Source organism: Burkholderia sp. AU30280 (assembly GCF_020420125.1).
Classification (GTDB): domain Bacteria; phylum Pseudomonadota; class Gammaproteobacteria; order Burkholderiales; family Burkholderiaceae; genus Burkholderia.
This window is the reverse complement of the sequence record NZ_JAIZRY010000002.1, coordinates 523379-539240: the sequence shown is the minus strand read 5'-3', so window position 1 is coordinate 539240 and position 15862 is coordinate 523379. Positions and strand designations below refer to the sequence as shown.

18 protein-coding genes and 4 tRNA genes are annotated in these 15862 nt (G+C 64.4%); 14 read left to right on the top strand and 8 right to left on the bottom strand.

Annotated elements, in window-relative coordinates; genetic code table 11:
- Positions 1-11: 11 nt before the first annotated feature.
- Positions 12-401 (bottom strand): DUF2946 domain-containing protein, encoded by a 390-nt coding sequence (locus LGN17_RS06565; RefSeq protein WP_226195609.1) that lies wholly within the window; start codon positions 399-401, stop codon positions 12-14.
- Between the two features lie 197 nt (positions 402-598).
- On the opposite strand from LGN17_RS06565, the gene LGN17_RS06560 reads away from it, so the two are divergent.
- Together LGN17_RS06560 and LGN17_RS06555 are read left to right on the top strand one after the other, a co-directional pair.
- Complete coding sequence (locus LGN17_RS06560; RefSeq protein ID WP_165765576.1) at positions 599-745, top strand: hypothetical protein; 147 nt, start codon at positions 599-601, stop codon at positions 743-745.
- A 223-nt stretch (positions 746-968) separates the two neighbouring features.
- Entirely contained in the window at positions 969-1562 is a 594-nt protein-coding gene (locus LGN17_RS06555) for a chorismate mutase (protein ID WP_226195608.1), read from the top strand.
- Positions 1563-1596: 34 nt separating this feature from the next.
- Here the strand turns inward: LGN17_RS06555 and LGN17_RS06550 are convergent, their stop codons facing one another.
- Together LGN17_RS06550 and LGN17_RS06545 are read right to left on the bottom strand one after the other, a co-directional pair.
- A complete protein-coding gene (locus LGN17_RS06550) occupies positions 1597-2733 on the bottom strand; it encodes an exonuclease domain-containing protein (RefSeq protein ID WP_226195607.1) in 1137 nt (378 codons plus the stop codon).
- Between the two features lie 141 nt (positions 2734-2874).
- A complete protein-coding gene (locus LGN17_RS06545; RefSeq protein WP_011351289.1) occupies positions 2875-3078 on the bottom strand; it encodes a cold-shock protein in 204 nt (67 codons plus the stop codon).
- Between the two features lie 392 nt (positions 3079-3470).
- Between LGN17_RS06545 and LGN17_RS06540 the strand changes: the two genes are divergently transcribed.
- Positions 3471-3743: a hypothetical protein gene (locus tag LGN17_RS06540; RefSeq protein ID WP_226195606.1), complete on the top strand. Its 273-nt coding sequence runs from the start codon at positions 3471-3473 to the stop codon at positions 3741-3743.
- 500 nt (positions 3744-4243) lie between these two features.
- Positions 4244-5389 carry a porin gene (locus LGN17_RS06535; RefSeq protein ID WP_226195605.1) on the top strand — a complete coding sequence of 382 codons (1146 nt, stop codon included), beginning with the start codon at positions 4244-4246 and terminating at the stop codon, positions 5387-5389.
- 83 nt (positions 5390-5472) lie between these two features.
- On the opposite strand, the gene greB is transcribed toward LGN17_RS06535, so the two are convergent.
- The gene (gene greB, locus LGN17_RS06530) at positions 5473-6036 is read right to left on the bottom strand and encodes a transcription elongation factor GreB (protein ID WP_226195604.1); all 564 of its coding nucleotides are present in this window, start codon (positions 6034-6036) and stop codon (positions 5473-5475) included.
- A gap of 129 nt (positions 6037-6165) precedes the next feature.
- Between greB and LGN17_RS06525 the strand changes: the two genes are divergently transcribed.
- The 3 genes from LGN17_RS06525 to LGN17_RS06515 all read left to right on the top strand — a co-directional run bounded on the left by LGN17_RS06525 (position 6166) and on the right by LGN17_RS06515 (position 6522).
- Positions 6166-6242: transfer RNA gene (locus LGN17_RS06525), tRNA-Arg, on the top strand.
- Between the two features lie 66 nt (positions 6243-6308).
- Positions 6309-6385: transfer RNA gene (locus LGN17_RS06520), tRNA-Arg, on the top strand.
- Positions 6386-6445: 60 nt separating this feature from the next.
- A tRNA-Arg gene (locus LGN17_RS06515) sits at positions 6446-6522 on the top strand.
- A 199-nt stretch (positions 6523-6721) separates the two neighbouring features.
- Here LGN17_RS06515 and LGN17_RS06510 read toward each other — a convergent pair.
- The 4 genes from LGN17_RS06510 to LGN17_RS06495 form a co-directional block, all read right to left on the bottom strand.
- A complete protein-coding gene (locus LGN17_RS06510) occupies positions 6722-9088 on the bottom strand; it encodes a RelA/SpoT family protein (protein ID WP_175951627.1) in 2367 nt (788 codons plus the stop codon).
- A 63-nt stretch (positions 9089-9151) separates the two neighbouring features.
- Positions 9152-9355, bottom strand: a complete 204-nt coding sequence (gene rpoZ / locus LGN17_RS06505) for a DNA-directed RNA polymerase subunit omega (protein WP_006025620.1) — start codon at positions 9353-9355, stop codon at positions 9152-9154.
- A gap of 58 nt (positions 9356-9413) precedes the next feature.
- Positions 9414-10097: a guanylate kinase gene (gene gmk, locus LGN17_RS06500; protein WP_089439459.1), complete on the bottom strand. Its 684-nt coding sequence runs from the start codon at positions 10095-10097 to the stop codon at positions 9414-9416.
- A 6-nt stretch (positions 10098-10103) separates the two neighbouring features.
- Complete coding sequence (locus LGN17_RS06495; RefSeq protein ID WP_175951626.1) at positions 10104-11027, bottom strand: YicC/YloC family endoribonuclease; 924 nt, start codon at positions 11025-11027, stop codon at positions 10104-10106.
- A 172-nt stretch (positions 11028-11199) separates the two neighbouring features.
- On the opposite strand from LGN17_RS06495, the gene rph reads away from it, so the two are divergent.
- The 7 genes from rph (at position 11200) to LGN17_RS06460 (ending at position 15792) form a co-directional block, all read left to right on the top strand.
- Positions 11200-11931: a ribonuclease PH gene (rph, locus tag LGN17_RS06490; protein ID WP_226195603.1), complete on the top strand. Its 732-nt coding sequence runs from the start codon at positions 11200-11202 to the stop codon at positions 11929-11931.
- A gap of 1 nt (position 11932) precedes the next feature.
- Positions 11933-12559, top strand: a complete 627-nt coding sequence (gene rdgB / locus LGN17_RS06485; protein ID WP_226195602.1) for an RdgB/HAM1 family non-canonical purine NTP pyrophosphatase — start codon at positions 11933-11935, stop codon at positions 12557-12559.
- 34 nt (positions 12560-12593) lie between these two features.
- A complete protein-coding gene (gene hemW, locus LGN17_RS06480; protein ID WP_226195601.1) occupies positions 12594-13808 on the top strand; it encodes a radical SAM family heme chaperone HemW in 1215 nt (404 codons plus the stop codon).
- A 44-nt stretch (positions 13809-13852) separates the two neighbouring features.
- Positions 13853-13940: transfer RNA gene (locus LGN17_RS06475), tRNA-Ser, on the top strand.
- A gap of 140 nt (positions 13941-14080) precedes the next feature.
- Positions 14081-14476: a hypothetical protein gene (locus tag LGN17_RS06470; RefSeq protein WP_226195600.1), complete on the top strand. Its 396-nt coding sequence runs from the start codon at positions 14081-14083 to the stop codon at positions 14474-14476.
- Between the two features lie 233 nt (positions 14477-14709).
- Positions 14710-15003, top strand: a complete 294-nt coding sequence (locus tag LGN17_RS06465) for a hypothetical protein (RefSeq protein ID WP_175967038.1) — start codon at positions 14710-14712, stop codon at positions 15001-15003.
- Positions 15004-15300: 297 nt separating this feature from the next.
- Positions 15301-15792 (top strand): energy transducer TonB, encoded by a 492-nt coding sequence (locus tag LGN17_RS06460; protein ID WP_226195599.1) that lies wholly within the window; start codon positions 15301-15303, stop codon positions 15790-15792.
- Positions 15793-15862: the final 70 nt, after the last annotated feature.

Below are 15862 nucleotides of genomic sequence, written 5' to 3'. Positions count from 1 at the left end.
GACGACATCAATCAGATCGGAGCGTTTTCAGGCGGGGCGCGAGGCTGCGCGAAACGGATGCCCTTGCGGGGAAATTCGGGAATGGCCGGCGCGGCCGCGCGATAGGCGAACGTCCGCACGAAGCCCGGCAACACGGGCAGGCTCGACCCGAGCGCCACGTTCGCCGCGAAGCCCGGACAGTACACGCAGTGCGGCACGCCGGCATGGTCGAACGACGACGCATCGTGATCGCCGCCCGCCTGTGCGAGCACGACCTGGCGGGCGCCCGCTGCACTGCACAACTCGAGCGTGAGCTCGCCGGCGCCGCTCGATGCAAGACGCGCATAGCCGATGACGGGCGACAGTACGTTCAGTACCAGCGCCAGCCATACGAGGCCGATCCATCGCGTCGTTCGTTTCATCGCGGTCCAGAAAAAGTGCGCGCAAGTATAACAAGCGGGCCGATTGTTGCCGATTCCGCACGATGCAATAGTCGGCATCACAGCGCGCGTCGGAGCGCATGTGCCGTTAATACAACAGAGACAAAATCTAACGATTCGCCACTGGCATAAATTCAAGCGCGAGGTTGATAATCATCGAACCTGCTGGAGAAATGACCATGGACGAAAGACCAACCCGCATGCCACCGCCGGAGCAAGTGATGAGCCCGGATCCGGAACCCGTCGGCGTGGAATTCCTCGCCGAATTGCCTGACCACGTGCGGGCATTCTTCGACGAGCAGCACAGGCTGTACTCGCCGAAGTGAACGCCTGTTCGGTTCTGTAACCGCTACGTGTCGATCATCGCTATCGTGCGGTTCATCGCTGCGCATCGCGCGCAATTCGCCTCGCACCCGGGCCGCAACAGCCTGACGGTGCCGGATCAGCTCGCCTGCTGATTCTCCGGTCGCTGCGCTACGCCGCGCGACTGTCTTCGTCTATTCTTCTGGTTTTCCACCTCCAGCCCGCCCGGGTTTCCCGATCGTTCCGATGAAGCAAGCCATTCGTGCCAGCCTCGCTGTCGCCGCGCTCGGCGTCGCCCTCTTTTCGTCCCCGCGCATCGCCAATGCAGACGGTGACGACACCGCCCTCACCAACATCGTCGCGCTCGCGTCGCAACGCCTCGCGCTCGCCGAACCGGTCGCTCGATGGAAATGGGCAAATCACAAGGCAATCGAGGACCGGCCGCGCGAAGCGGAACTGCTCGTCTCGGTCGAGAGGCGCGCGGCACAGGCCGGCGTCGATCCCACGTTCGCACGGACGTTCTTCGAGGATCAGATCGCCGCGAGCAAGGACGTGCAGAACGCACTGTTCGCGACCTGGCGCGCGACGCGACCGCCGGAAGGCACGCCGCCCGATCTCGCGACCAGCACGCGCCCGGCGCTCGACCGGCTGACGCAGAAAATGCTCGCGGGGCTCGCGCAGGTTGCACCGCTGCGCGATGCGCCTGATTGCCAGGCGCGGCTCGCGCGCAGTATCGCCAACTGGAAGACGCTCACGCGCTACGACTCCACGCAAACGCAGGCACTCGACACCGCGCTGTCACACGTCTGCGCGGCCGGCGGCGCAAGCGCGATCGGCTGACGACAGCGGGCGCGGGTCACACGACCGCGCCTGATCAACCCGCCTGCCCCGCAGGCGTAAGCGCGGCGAGCGGAATCAGTTGCAGGCCGCGCGCGAGATGCGTCTGCAGCAGGCGGTGGGTGAAGGGTTCGAACGCACCGTCCGTCCCGTCGGCTGCGAGCTGCGCGGCCGCGTCGAGCGATTCCGCGGCGCCGAGATAGCGCCAGCCATCGATCACATGAAACAGGCGGCGCTCGCCGCTCGCCTCGAACGCGACGGCGCCTTCGAACGGCCAGGGCGCAACGCCGGCACGGGCGTCGGCCGCGGGGCGCCGGTTGTACGACGGCCGCAGCCGGGCGATCCATTGCGCTTCGGCGAGCATCGCCCCCAGTTCGTTGCCGGTCTCGCGCCATTCGACGCGCCGCACCTGCTGCGCAAGCCGCATTTCCTTCGACGAACGGCGCTCACCGGTCAGCAACGCACGCAGCCGTTGCCGCACACGCACGCTGCGGCCAACATACAGCGGCACGTCCTCCGCCCCGAACAGTGCGTACGCACCGCATCCGGCCGGCGCGGTATCGAGCCAGGCTTCGGTCAGGTCGCCGCCCAGGCGGAAGTGGCGCGTCGTGCGCGTGATCTGGTCGCGCAGCCGCTCGAGCGGCACGATGTCGTGCAACAGGCGCCAGAACTGCCACAGCAGGTCGGCATCCGCCAGCGCCCGGTGACGGGCAGCCGGCACGAGGCCGTGACGTTCGATCAACGCGTCGAGCCCGTGCCGCGATTCACGCGGGAACAGCGCTCGAGACAGCCGCACCGTACACAGCACATCGGGATTGAACGCGAAGCCGGCGCGCTCGAATTCGGCCCGCAGGAAGCCACGATCAAAGCTCGCGTTGTGCGCGACGAAAAGCTTGCCGTCGAGCCGCTCGAACAACGCCGGCGCCAGCGACGCAAATGACGGTGCGCCGCGCACCATCTCGTCCGAAATACCCGTCAGTTGCTGGATGAACGGCGGAATCGGCTGCCCCGGATTGACGAGCGTCGTCCATGTCGACACGCCGAACGGGCCGATTTCGACCACGCCGACTTCGGTGATGCGGTGTTCGGCGGGCGAGCCGCCAGTGGTTTCAAGGTCGACGAAAACGAGCGGCTGTTCGCTGGCGGGATCGGACGGACGGGGAGAATCAGACATGAAAAGACGGGGAAACGATGCTTCCGTGAGTATGCACCGGCATCCCCATTCGCGGCCAGCCCGAACCGGAATGTTCCGTCCCCGGAAAACAAAAAGCCCCCGCAATGCGGGGGCCGGACGTGATCGGCAATGCGTGGCGCGTCAGACCGCCTGGATATTCGCTGCCTGCTTGCCTTTCGGCCCGACTTTCACGTCGAACGAAACACGCTGGTTTTCCTTCAGCGTCTTGAAGCCGTCCATCTTGATTTCGGAAAAGTGTGCAAACAAATCTTCACCACCATTGTCCGACGTAATAAAGCCGAAACCTTTAGCATCGTTAAACCATTTCACGATACCGGTATCCATGTCTTCGTTCCCCACTCGATTAGATCAAAAAAGCTATTTTTATAGCCGTTTCCCGAAATCCCGAAACATTGCGCCAGCACCCGCACCAGCACGCCGCCCGAGGACGGTGTGCTGACTTTATAAATTGGACAATCCGGGTGCGTCAAGGAAATTTTTGACGATCGTTTTATCAAAAAAGCGCTAATGCCATTGGAATCGGTACACCATCGCTTTTTATTAATTGATTCGCATCAAAAACCTGTCAATATTACCGGGATCATAGTTCCGATATTTTCAACCGTGAAATTCCTACCGGGGACAAATCCGATCGGTAAAATCCTCGGGTTTTTTCCGGTTGCGGAAATCGTGGGACCTTGCGATGCTCACTTAACGTCGGAAGGAAGGAGAAGGTCATGTGGCTGGACGGAATCAAGCGCTTCGCGAGCCGGCTCGGGCGCGTACGCCGCAAGTCCCGCGCCCAGGTCGAGTCCGCGTCCTCGCACGAAGCGCCGTGCGACACCGAATTCGATACGACCTGGCACGGCGATCACTGGCAGAACCTGCTCTCATCGCCGCTCGATGCCCGTCACTACGTGATGGAAGACTGGACATACACGCCGCCCCCCAACGAAGCCAAGGAGGCCGCGCCTGCGGCCAAGCGCAAGCGGCGCTCGTTCGCGCAATAGCGCGCGGGCAGGCGGGACAAAAAAAAGCGCGACTGGGAAGTCGCGCCGACAAAGGTTTGGAGATCTTTTCCGTCAACGAAAAAGTCTGCTTCGGAAAGCAGAGATCGCAGTATAGCGAGAGAACAACCTTTCATTAGTCATGCTCCACACAAACCTCTATTGCCGATGTGTCAATAATCGGACTACGACCGTCCCCGTCTGCTGCTGACTGCCTGTCGCGATCGCGCAACGCTCATTACGCACTCCTGAGTGCCATTTTTCTTTGCTGCGCCGCCGCAAACCCTTGATGGACAATCGTTTGCGCTGCCTTATCGATCTTTGCGGATTACAAAATATATTATTGCTTAAAGCGCATCCCTCCCCGACTCCACGCACTCCGTACACTGCAGATGGCTTTTTGATAAGCGCACCGCCGCTCTGCCGGACCGGCCGCAACATCAAGCAAAACATGCCAGTCCGTAGCAGGTTCGATCGACATCATCCTGTTTGGAGACAGATCCATGAAAAAAACGCTGATCGTCACCGCGTTGTCGGGGGTATTCGTTACGGCAGCTCACGCCCAAAGCAGCGTGACGCTCTATGGCTTGATCGACGCAGGCATCACCTACACGAACAATCAGGGCGGCCATAGCGCCTGGCAGGAAACAAGCGGTTCGGTCAACGGCAGCCGCTGGGGCTTGCGCGGCACCGAAGATCTCGGCGGCGGCCTGAAAGCGATCTTCACACTGGAAAATGGTTTCGGCATCAATAACGGCGCGCTGAAGCAGAACGGCCGGGAATTCGGCCGGCAAGCATTTGTCGGCCTCGCCAACGACAGCTACGGGTCGCTGACGCTGGGCCGGCAGTACGACAGCGTCGTCGACTATCTCGGGCCGCTATCGCTGACCGGCACCCAGTACGGCGGCACGCAGTTCGCCCACCCGTTCGACAACGACAACCTGAACAACTCGTTCCGGATCAACAACTCGGTCAAGTATCAGAGCGCGAACTACGGCGGCCTCAAGTTCGGTGCGTTGTACGGTTTCTCGAACTCGACCGCTTTCGCGAACAACCGTGCCTATAGCGGCGGCGTGTCGTACAGCTACCTGGGCTTCAACTTCGCCGCGGCCTACTTGCAGCTGAACAGCGACGTGAACGCGCTCGCGCAGGCTGCGACCGATCCGGGCGCAGTGACCGGCGACTGGACCTTCGCATCGCGCGTGCAGCGCACCTGGGGCGCCGGCCTGAATTACGGTTTCGGCCCGGCCACGGTCGGCTTCGTGTTCACGCAAACGCGCCTGACCGGCATCCGGGCAATCAGCGCGGGGCAGTCCGGCGTGTCCGGCGGCATCACGGGCCTCGGCGGAACCGCGCGCTTCAGCAACTACGAACTCAATGGACGCTACGCGCTGACACCGGCGCTGTCGCTCGCCGGCTCCTACACGTATACGCAGGGCCGCCTGGCCGGCGACAAGCCGACCTGGCACCAGTTCAACCTGCAAGCCGACTATGCACTGTCGAAGCGCACCGATGTCTACCTGCAGGGCGAGTTCCAGAAGGTCAACAACGACGGCCTCGACCTCGGCGCCAATATCAACGGGCTGGGCGCCGCGTCATCGACCAACAAGCAGATCGCGGTCACGGCCGGCATGCGCCACCGCTTCTAAGCGACCGGCACATCGGCCACACGCCGGATGACGAAGCGCCCCATCGGGGCGCTTTTTCTTTGTCGGGCTGCGCCGTGCGCCGCTCAGGCGTTACCCGGCGCCGGGTAACGGACGTCGAGCACTTCGATCGGTTGCGGGCCGGCCGGCGTCATCAGCATGACGGTATCGCCGATCTTCGCCTTGATCAGTGCGCGCGCGACCGGCGAAATCCAGCTGACGCAGCCGCGATCGAGATCGACCTCGTCGATCCCGACGATCGTGATCGTGTGATCCTCGCCGTCCGGCGTCTCGTAATCGACCGTTGCGCCGAAAAACACCTGGTCGACGTTCTCCTGCCGGCTTGCATCAACCACTTCGGCCAGATCGAGCCGCTTCGTCAGGAAGCGGATGCGGCGATCGATCTCGCGAAGCCGCCGCTTGCCGTAGATATAGTCGCCGTTCTCCGACCGATCGCCGTTCGACGCAGCCCAGGACACGAGCCGCACGACCTCGGGACGCTCGACGTCGATCAGGTTCAGCAGCTCGTCCCGCAGCCGCTTGTGGCCAGCCGGCGTGATGTAGTTCTTCGCACCCGCCGGGATCGCTGGCTGGGCCTGGTCGAGATCGTCGTCGTCGCCGTCCGACTCTTTGACAAACGCCTTGTTCATGATGCGGATTCAACATGGATGACTGATGCTCCAAGGGTACACGAAGGGCGCCCCGGCAAGGCCGTGCTGAACAATTCGCGAATAAGGCTTCCCTTTTTATACAACCCTGCTATAATTTCGCTTCTGCGTGCGGCTGTAGCTCAGTTGGATAGAGTACTTGGCTACGAACCAAGGGGTCGTGGGTTCGAATCCTGCCAGCCGCGCCACTTTTTCGAGGGCCTTCGGAACCGAAGGCCCTTTCAGTTCGAAGCAGTAGAAGTTTTGTTTTGCGTGCGGCTGTAGCTCAGTTGGATAGAGTACTTGGCTACGAACCAAGGGGTCGTGGGTTCGAATCCTGCCAGCCGCGCCACTTTTTTGGGGGCCTTCCCATCGCAGAAGGTTCCGACAGTCAAGCAGTACCGTTTTGCGTGCGGCTGTAGCTCAGTTGGATAGAGTACTTGGCTACGAACCAAGGGGTCGTGGGTTCGAATCCTGCCAGCCGCGCCACCTTAAAAGGGCTTTCCTCCGGGAAAGCCCTTTTTCTTTTCCGCCTGCCCTTCCCTTGCTCACGGCCCGGCAACGTACGGTTGCGTGGCGCCCCTTTTCGGAAGAACGTCGACCACACCACGCGTTCGCCTCTCCGGCAGCCCAAATGAATACGGCGGCCATTGGCCGCCGTCGATCGATCGCCCACGCGGGCCAAGCGTCAATAATCCTGCCGCTCGCGCTCGATGCGCATCCCGCCGTCGTGCCGCGCATGCGCGCCGTCGTCGGTCGAGCGCTCGCGCATGATCCGCATCACGTCCGGATTGGTTCGCACGCGCCGCATCACGTTCGCGAGATGCACGCGGTCGCTGACCTGGATCACGAAGCGCAGCACCGTCGATTCGTGCGTCAGGTCCTCGTCCATCGCGATATGCACGATATTCGCATCGGCCGACGTGATGTCCGCCGCCACGCGCGCAAAGATGCCCTTCGTGTTCTTCACGAGCGCCTTCACCGCGACATCGAACAGGCGGCCCGGCTGCGGCGCCCATTCGACGTCGATCCAGCGGCCCGGATCGCGGCGATGGATACGCTGCGCCACGCGGCAATCGGTCGTATGAATCGCCATCCCCAAGCCGATGCCGATGTAACCCATGATCGCGTCGCCCGGAATCGGCCGGCAGCATGCCGACAGTTGCACGGACATCCCTTCGGTGCCGGTAATCACGACCGGCGGTGCATGGTGCGCCGGATGCCGCTCGGACTTCGGCAGATCGTCGTCCGCGTCGCGGCCGCTCATCAGCACCTCGATGCGCTTGGCCATCACCGCAGCCACGCGGCGGCCGAGGCCGATGTCCGCGAAGATTTCCTGACGGCTCTTGTTACCCGTCCACTGCACGAGCTTCTCCCACACTTCCGGCTCGACATCGGCCAGCGCGAGACCGTAGCCCTTCAGGCTCTGGTCGACCAGCCGCTCGCCAAGCTGCACCGATTCGTTCAGGCGCATCGTCTTCAGGTAGTGACGGATCGCCGAGCGCGCCTTGCCGGTACGCACGAAGCCAAGCCATGCGGGGTTCGGCTTCGAATACGGCGCCGTGATCACCTCGACGATGTCGCCGCTCTTCAGCTCGGTGCGCAACGGCAGCAGTTCGTTGTTGATCTTCACGGCAACGCACTGGTTGCCGAGATCGCTGTGGATCGAATACGCGAAATCGAGCGCCGTCGCGCCGCGCGGCAGCGCCATGATCTTCGACTTCGGCGTGAACACGTAGACCGCGTCGGGGAACAGGTCGATCTTCACGTGCTCGAGGAATTCGCTCGAATCGCCGGCTTCGCTCTGGATGTCGAGCAGCGACTTCAGCCACTGGTGCGCGCGCTTCTGCACGTCGCTGAGATCCGCGCTGCCGTTCTTGTACAGCCAGTGCGCAGCGACCCCCGCCTCGGCGATCTCGTGCATCTTGCGCGTGCGCACCTGGAACTCGATCGGCGCGCCGAACGGGCCGACGAGCGTCGTGTGCAGCGACTGATAGCCGTTGATCTTCGGGATCGCGATGTAGTCCTTGAACTTGCCGGGCACGGGCTTGTACAGCGCGTGCAGCGCACCGATGCACGTGTAGCAGTCGAGTGGGCTGTCGACGACGACGCGAAAGCCGTACACGTCGAGCACCTGCGAGAACGACAGCTGCTTGTCGCGCATCTTGCGGTAGACGCTGTAGATGGTCTTTTCACGGCCGGTGATCTCGGCGTCGATCTTCGCATCGGCCATCGCACGCTGCGCGGCCTCGAGGATCTTGCTGATCACTTCGCGGCGGTTGCCGCGCGCGGCCTTCACGGCCTTCTCGAGCGTCGCGTAGCGATGCGGGTTGAAGTTCGCGAAGCTCATGTCCTGCAGTTCGCGATACGTGTTGTTCAACCCGAGGCGGTGCGCGATCGGCGCGTAGATGTCGAGCGTTTCCCGCGCGACGCGGCGGCGCTTTTCCATCGGCACCGCGCCGAGCGTGCGCATGTTGTGCAGCCGGTCGGCCAGCTTGACGAGAATGACGCGCACGTCGCGCGCCATCGCGAGCAGCATCTTGCGGAAGTTTTCCGCCTGCGCTTCCTCGCGGCTGCGGAACTCCATCTTGTCGAGCTTCGACAGGCCGTCGACCAGCTCTGCGACCTTCGGACCGAACCGTTCGGCCAGCTCGTTCTTGGTCACGCCCTGGTCTTCCATCACGTCGTGCAGGAGCGCTGCCATGACGGCCTGTGCGTCGAGCTTCCAGCCGGCGCAGATTTCCGCGACGGCGACGGGATGGGTGATATAGGGTTCGCCGCTCTGGCGATATTGACCGAGGTGGGCTTCGTCACTGAAGTGGAACGCCGCCTTGACCTCTTTGATTTCCTCCGGAGGAAGATACTCGGCAAGCGCGGCGGTCAGTTTCGCGATCGAAACGACGCCGTGCTTGCGAGGCTGCTCCGGTGTGGCGGTCGGCCCGAACAGATGCCGGAAGGACTGTTCGAGGACCGCGTCGATGTACTGGCGCGCAGGCGACTGGGCCGTGGCTTCGGTGGTCGAATCCGCGGAGGCGGACGATGGGGTGGTGCTCATATTCGCCTCCAGGTCGAGTCGTTGCGCGCGTGGATTACATGGCTGGAACGGGCCGGATGCGCGTTACACCGGCACCTTCTTCAGCATCTCGACACCGACCTGGCCGGCAGCGATTTCGCGCAGCGCGACGACGGTCGGCTTGTCGCGGCTTTCGATCTTCGGCGTATGGCCTTGCGCGAGCTGCCGCGCGCGATAGGTGGCGGCGAGCGCCAGTTCGAAGCGGTTCGGGATTTGCTTCAGGCAGTCTTCGACGGTAATGCGAGCCATGTTGGTAATTCCTTCTGAATATAGTGCTTATTCTACCTTATGTCCCTCGTCCCCCGCGTCATTCCGCGTGGGGCAGATGGATGCCGAGCTCGATGAACAGCTCCGTGTGTCGCGCGTACTGCGAAGCAAAGCGCAGGCGCGTGGCCGCGACGATGCATTCGAGTTCCGCGAGCGCACGCTCGAAATTCTCGTTGATCACCACGTATTCCGCTTCGGACGCGTGTGCGATCTCGCTGCCGGCGGCAAGCAGGCGGCGCGTGATCACGTTCGGTTCGTCCTGGCCGCGCTTCTTCAGGCGCTCCTCGAGCGCGTCGAGCGACGGCGGCAGGATGAAGATGCCGACCGCGTTGCGGAACTGCTTCTTCACCTGCAGCGCGCCCTGCCAGTCGATCTCGAGCAGCACGTCGTGGCCGTTCTTCATCTGCTCTTCGATCCAGACGCGCGACGTGCCGTAGTAGTTGCCGTGCACTTCCGCGCTCTCGAGGAATTCGTGCGCCGCGTGACGCGCGCGGAAATCCTCGACCGTCGTGAAGTGATAATGCTGGCCGTCCTGCTCGCCCGGGCGCGGCTTGCGCGTCGTGTACGAGATCGACAGGCAGATGTCGCTGTCCTTCGACAGCAGCGCATTCACGAGCGTCGACTTGCCGGCACCCGACGGCGCGACGACCATGAACAGGTTGCCGGGATAGACGCCGCCGTGCAGCGAATGCGACGCGTGCGCGTCGCGAGTAGATTCCGTCATGTTGCTTTACTCCAGGTTTTGCACTTGCTCGCGCATCTGCTCGATCAACAGCTTGAGCGCCATCGACGCGTCGGCGAGTTCCTTCGCCGCCGCCTTCGAGCCGAGCGTGTTCGCCTCGCGATTCAGTTCCTGCATCATGAAGTCGAGACGCTTGCCGACGCGGCCGCCCTTCTCGATCACATGGCGCGTTTCGTTCAGGTGCGCGGTGAGCCGCGACAGCTCTTCCGCGATGTCGATCCGGATCCCGTACATCGTCACTTCCTGACGAATGCGCTCCGCGGCTTCCTCGCGCGTGACGATCGTCGAGCTGCCTTCGGGCGCCGCGATGCCGAGCGCCTCCTGCAGTCGTTCGACGATCTTCTGCTGGTGCTTCGCGATCAGCTCCGGCACGAGCGGCGTGATGCGTGCGACGATCGCTTCCATCTCGGTGACGTTCGTCAGCAGCATCGTCGCCAGCTGTGCGCCTTCGCGCGAGCGCACGACGACGAGCTCGCCGATCGCTTCCTTGCCGCACGCGAGCACCGCGTCGCGGATCGCTTCCGCCGACACGCCGCTCTCGGCGATCACGCCGGGCCAGCGCAGGATCTCGCCCGCGCGCAGGCGGCCGACGCCCGGGAACGTGTCGAGCACCGAGCGCTCGAGCTCGGCGAGCTGGCCGAGCGCGGACTGGTTCAGCGCGCCTGCGCCGATGCTCTGCTCACCACGCTGCAGGTTGATGCGGATGTCGACCTTGCCGCGCGACAGCTTGTTCATCAGCATTTCGCGCAGCGCGGGTTCGCACGCGCGCACGTCGTCCGGCATCCGGAAATTCAGGTCGAGGAAGCGCGAGTTCACGGTGCGCAGTTCGACCGACACGCTGGTGCCGCCGTTGCCGGTGGCCGTCGCGAGTTCGCGCGTCGCGCTCGCGTAGCCCGTCATGCTGTAGATCATGGTTCTTCTCGCCGTCTGGGTGCCCTCGCGGGCGGGATATGTCGAGGCGCCCGGCGCATCGGAAAGCGCGGGGCGGGAAGCGCGCATTATCCCATTTTTGCGGACCACCCCGCCGGGCACGCCCGCCGTTCGGCGCTAAAATCGGGGTTTCCTCTCGTTCCGCGATTCCCACATGACGTCCTCCGTTTCCCGCCCGAGCGGCCGCCGCGCCGACGCACTGCGCAAGGTCGCCCTTACGCGCCACTACACGAAACATGCCGAAGGCTCGGTGCTGGTCGAATTCGGCGACACCAAGGTGCTCTGCACCGCGAGCGTCTCCGAACGCGTCCCCGACTTCCTGCGCGACCGCGGGCAAGGCTGGCTGACCGCCGAATACGGGATGCTGCCGCGCGCGACGCACACGCGCAGCGACCGCGAAGCCGCCCGCGGCAAGCAGACCGGCCGCACGCAGGAAATTCAGCGCCTGATCGGCCGCGCGCTGCGCGCGGTGTTCGATCTCGAGGCGCTCGGCCCGCGTACGATCCACATCGACTGCGACGTGATCCAGGCCGACGGCGGCACGCGCACGGCGAGCATCACCGGCGCGTTCGTCGCCGCACACGACGCCGTGTCGACGCTGATCGCGGCCGGCAAGCTCACGCGCTCGCCGATCACCGACCACGTCGCCGCGATCTCGGTCGGCGTGTACCAAGGCGCACCCGTGCTCGACCTCGATTACGCGGAAGATTCGCAGTGCGACACCGACATGAACGTCGTGATGACGGGCGCCGGCGGTTTCGTCGAAGTTCAGGGCACGGCCGAAGGCGTGCCGTTCTCGCGCGCCGAGATGAACGCGCTGCTCGACCTCGCGCAAGGCGGGATCGCCGAGCTCGTGCAGCTGCAGAAAGACGTGCTGGGCGCCTGACATGCCGGACGACCACACCATCGCGCCGCTGTCGCGCATCGTTCTCGCGTCGAACAACGCCGGCAAGCTGCGCGAATTCACCGCGCTGTTCTCGACGGTCGGCATCGAGATCGTCCCGCAGGGCGACCTTGCCGTGCCGGAAGCGGAAGAGCCGTTCGGCACCTTCATCGAGAACGCGCTGACGAAGGCGCGCCACGCGTCGCGGCTCACCGGGATGCCGGCCATCGCCGACGATTCGGGGCTGTGCGTGCGCGTGCTGCGCGGCGCACCGGGCGTCTATTCGGCGCGCTACGCGCAGCGCGCGGGCCGCGACAAGGGCGACGCGGCGAACAACGCGTATCTCGTCGAGCAGCTGCGCGGCGTCGACGACCGACGCGCATACTATTGCTGCGTGCTCGCGCTCGTACGCCACGCGGACGACCCCGAACCGCTGTTCGCCGAAGGGCGCTGGGCGGGCAAGATCGTCGATACGCCGCGCGGCGAGCACGGATTCGGCTACGACCCGTATTTCTACCTGCCGTCGCTCGGCGCGACGGCCGCCGAACTCGAGCCGGCCGTGAAGAACACGCACAGCCATCGCGCGCTGGCGCTGAAGGCGCTGCTGGCGCGGCTCGCGGAGGAAGCATGAGCGCGCTCGATACCCGTTCGCCAACGGAGGTTGCATGAGCCAGGCCGCGGAAACCGGCGCGCGCGTCGTCGCGACCTTCACGTCGCCCGGCCAGGTGCGGCTGACGTCGCTGCCGCCGCTCGCGCTGTATGTGCATTTCCCGTGGTGCGTGCGCAAGTGCCCGTACTGCGATTTCAATTCGCACGAGTGGAAGGGTGAGCGGTTTCCGGAAACCGAATATCTCGACGCGCTGCGCGCCGATCTCGAGCAGGCGCTGCCGCTCGTGTGGGGCCGGCAGGTGCATACGGTATTCATCGGCGGCGGCACGCCGAGCCTGCTGTCGGCGGCCGGCCTCGACCGGATGCTGTCCGACGTGCGGGCGCTGCTGCCGCTCGACGCCGATGCCGAGATCACGCTCGAGGCGAATCCGGGCACGTTCGAGGCCGCGAAGTTCGCGCAGTTCCGCGCGAGCGGCGTGAATCGCCTGTCGGTCGGCATCCAGAGCTTCAACGAAACGCACCTGAAGGCGCTCGGCCGGATTCACGACACCGCGCAGGCTCGCGCGGCCGTCGAGATCACCGCGAAGAACTTCGACAACTTCAACCTCGACCTGATGTTCGCGCTGCCGAACCAGACGCTCGACGAATGTCGTACCGACGTCGAGACCGCACTGTCGTACGCGCCGCCGCATCTGTCGCTGTATCACCTGACGCTCGAGCCGAATACGCTGTTCGCGAAGTTCCCGCCGGTCGTGCCCGACGACGACGCGTCGGCCGACATGCAGGAATGGATTCACGCGCGCACGGCCGAGGCCGGTTACGGACGCTACGAAGTTTCCGCGTATGCCAGGCCGAATCATCAGTGCAAGCACAACCTGAACTACTGGCGCTTCGGCGACTATCTCGGGATCGGTGCGGGCGCCCACACGAAGCTGTCGTTCCCGAACCGGATCCTGCGGCAGGCACGCTACAAGCACCCGGCAACCTTCATCGAGCAGGCGATGGCCGGCACGGCCGTACAGGAAGAACGTGAAGTCGGCGCGCGCGACCTGCCGTTCGAGTTCATGCTGAACACGCTGCGGCTCGTCGAGGGCTTCCCCGTGCACAGCTTCGCCGAACGCACGGGCCTGCCGATGAGCACGATCGAACCGGCGCTGCAGGAAGCGGAACGACGCGGCCTGATCGCGCGCGATTTCGCGCAGATCGCACCGACACCGCTCGGCCAGCGTTTCCTCAACGACCTGCAGGAATTGTTCCTGCGCGACGATTGAAGGAATGAACCTCGCGGCATTTCGGTTACAATGCCGCCTCGTGTGGAAGCGTGGCCGAGCGGTTTAAGGCACCGGTCTTGAAAACCGGCGACGGGAAACTGTCCGTGAGTTCGAATCTCACCGCTTCCGCCAGGAAATTCGCCAAACCCCGTCCATTCACCGAATGACGGGGTTTTTTGTTGGCCCGCGCATCCTTCCCTAACGTTCCGACGCGTCGCGCCGGATGCCGTTACAATCCGGCGCTCCGATTCGCGAAACGGGAAAACCACGTCATGAAGCCCTTCATCGTCTCGTCGCTCGCCGCGCTGCTGGTTGCCGTCAGCACGCAGGCGATAGCCGACACCGCCTCCGGCAGCGATACGCAAGCGTCGTGCGCGATCGCATACGTGACCGGCGTCGGCGGCTCGCCGCGCGGCCTGAGCGAATACCTTGCAAGTCCGTCGCCCTACAACTACCTGAAGGACAACGACCTCCAGTGCAAGGTCGGAGACGACGGACGCACGTCGAACTGCACGGGTGTGACCTACCTCCGGAACGAACAGGTCAGCGTGTACGACGATTCCGATCCGGCGATGCTGACCGTCGTCGCGCGTGTGGAGCTCGACCACGGCCAGAAATACCCGGTGATCATCGTCGTGCAACGCAAGGACGCGCGCTGCAAGCAATGATGCAGCGCCGCGCGCGAACCCGTCCGTCGAAACGGCACGTGCGTTCGTGCCGGGTCCCGAGCGGCACCTGAGCCACGGGCACGGGCAGCGGGCCCGTCGTCGCGCCGCATCGCGCCGGAGGCCTCCCGGCCGGCCGTTCGATCACCTAGAATTCGATCAACACGGCGACACGACCGCCGCCGCGTACTCGATGCCGCGCGCGCCACCCCTGCGTGCGGCACACGGAGATCGCCATGACCGAACTGTCGACACCGGCGGAACACGTCGATTACGAAGGCTTCGAGGTCCATGTCATGCCGGCCGTCGTGCCCGGTAGCGACACGCGCTACACCTACACCGGCTACGTGTGCCATCCGGGCGCGAATCCCGCATTGCCCGGTCACGCGGTGCCGTTCCACGCGGACGGCGAGGAAAGCTTCGCGAGCCTCGATGAAGCCGTCCACGAAGCCGTGCACATCGGCAAGAGCATCATCGACGGCACGCATCCCGACCTGTCGATCCTGTCGCTCGTCACGCACGGCTTCTGAACCGGGCGGCACGCATCGCTGAAGCATGCGCGGGTGGCCGGACGGTCGTCACGTGCCTGCGTGCCACTCGCGTTCCTCGCCTTTCTTTCAACCTTGCAACACGCACGCGGGGCCGCACGCGTACGGCAGCCACGCGAGCGCGCTGTCGCATGTCGCGTCACATCGCGATGCGCGAGCGCACGCCTTCGCGTCATCAGCGATCGCATCGTCCGACATCGCGCATTATGCGTTTCTCCCGATATCGGCTCGCGTCCGTGCGCCTATCATTTTTTTATAGTCACTTCTGGCTAGCCTCCCATGCGCCCCCTTCCCCGTCCGTGCGTCGACCGGCTGCGAGCAGTTGCGCTGGCCGTCGTCGCCATGCTCGCGGCGTGTACGATCACGCCGCCTCCGTCGCTGCGCTCGGTCCTGACGATTCCGTCGATCACCCGCAGCGGCAGCCTCGATCAGTACCGCGTCGAAGTCGCGCAGCGTGTCGCCGAACGCAATCCCGCCGGCATGCTGCACGGCACACCGCAAGCCATGCTCCGCTCGCTCGTCGTCGTGGCCTTCACCGTCGATGGCAGCGGCCGGCTCGTCAACGCGTCCGTCTATCGCAGCAATGGCGACAGCGAAGCGGAAGCACTCGCGCTCGCGTCGCTGCGCCGCTCGGCGCCGCTGCCGCCACCACCGTCGCGACTGCTCGACGGCAACGGCCGGCTCGAATTGATGGAAGGCTGGCTCTTCAACGACGACGGTCACTTCCAGTTGCAAAGCACCGCGTCGGCGCAGGCGCAATCGATCGACTGACCGGTCGCCGCACCGCGATTGCCGGTGCGCGGCGGCGCTGGCTATAATTTTCCGCAATCGCGCGACCACC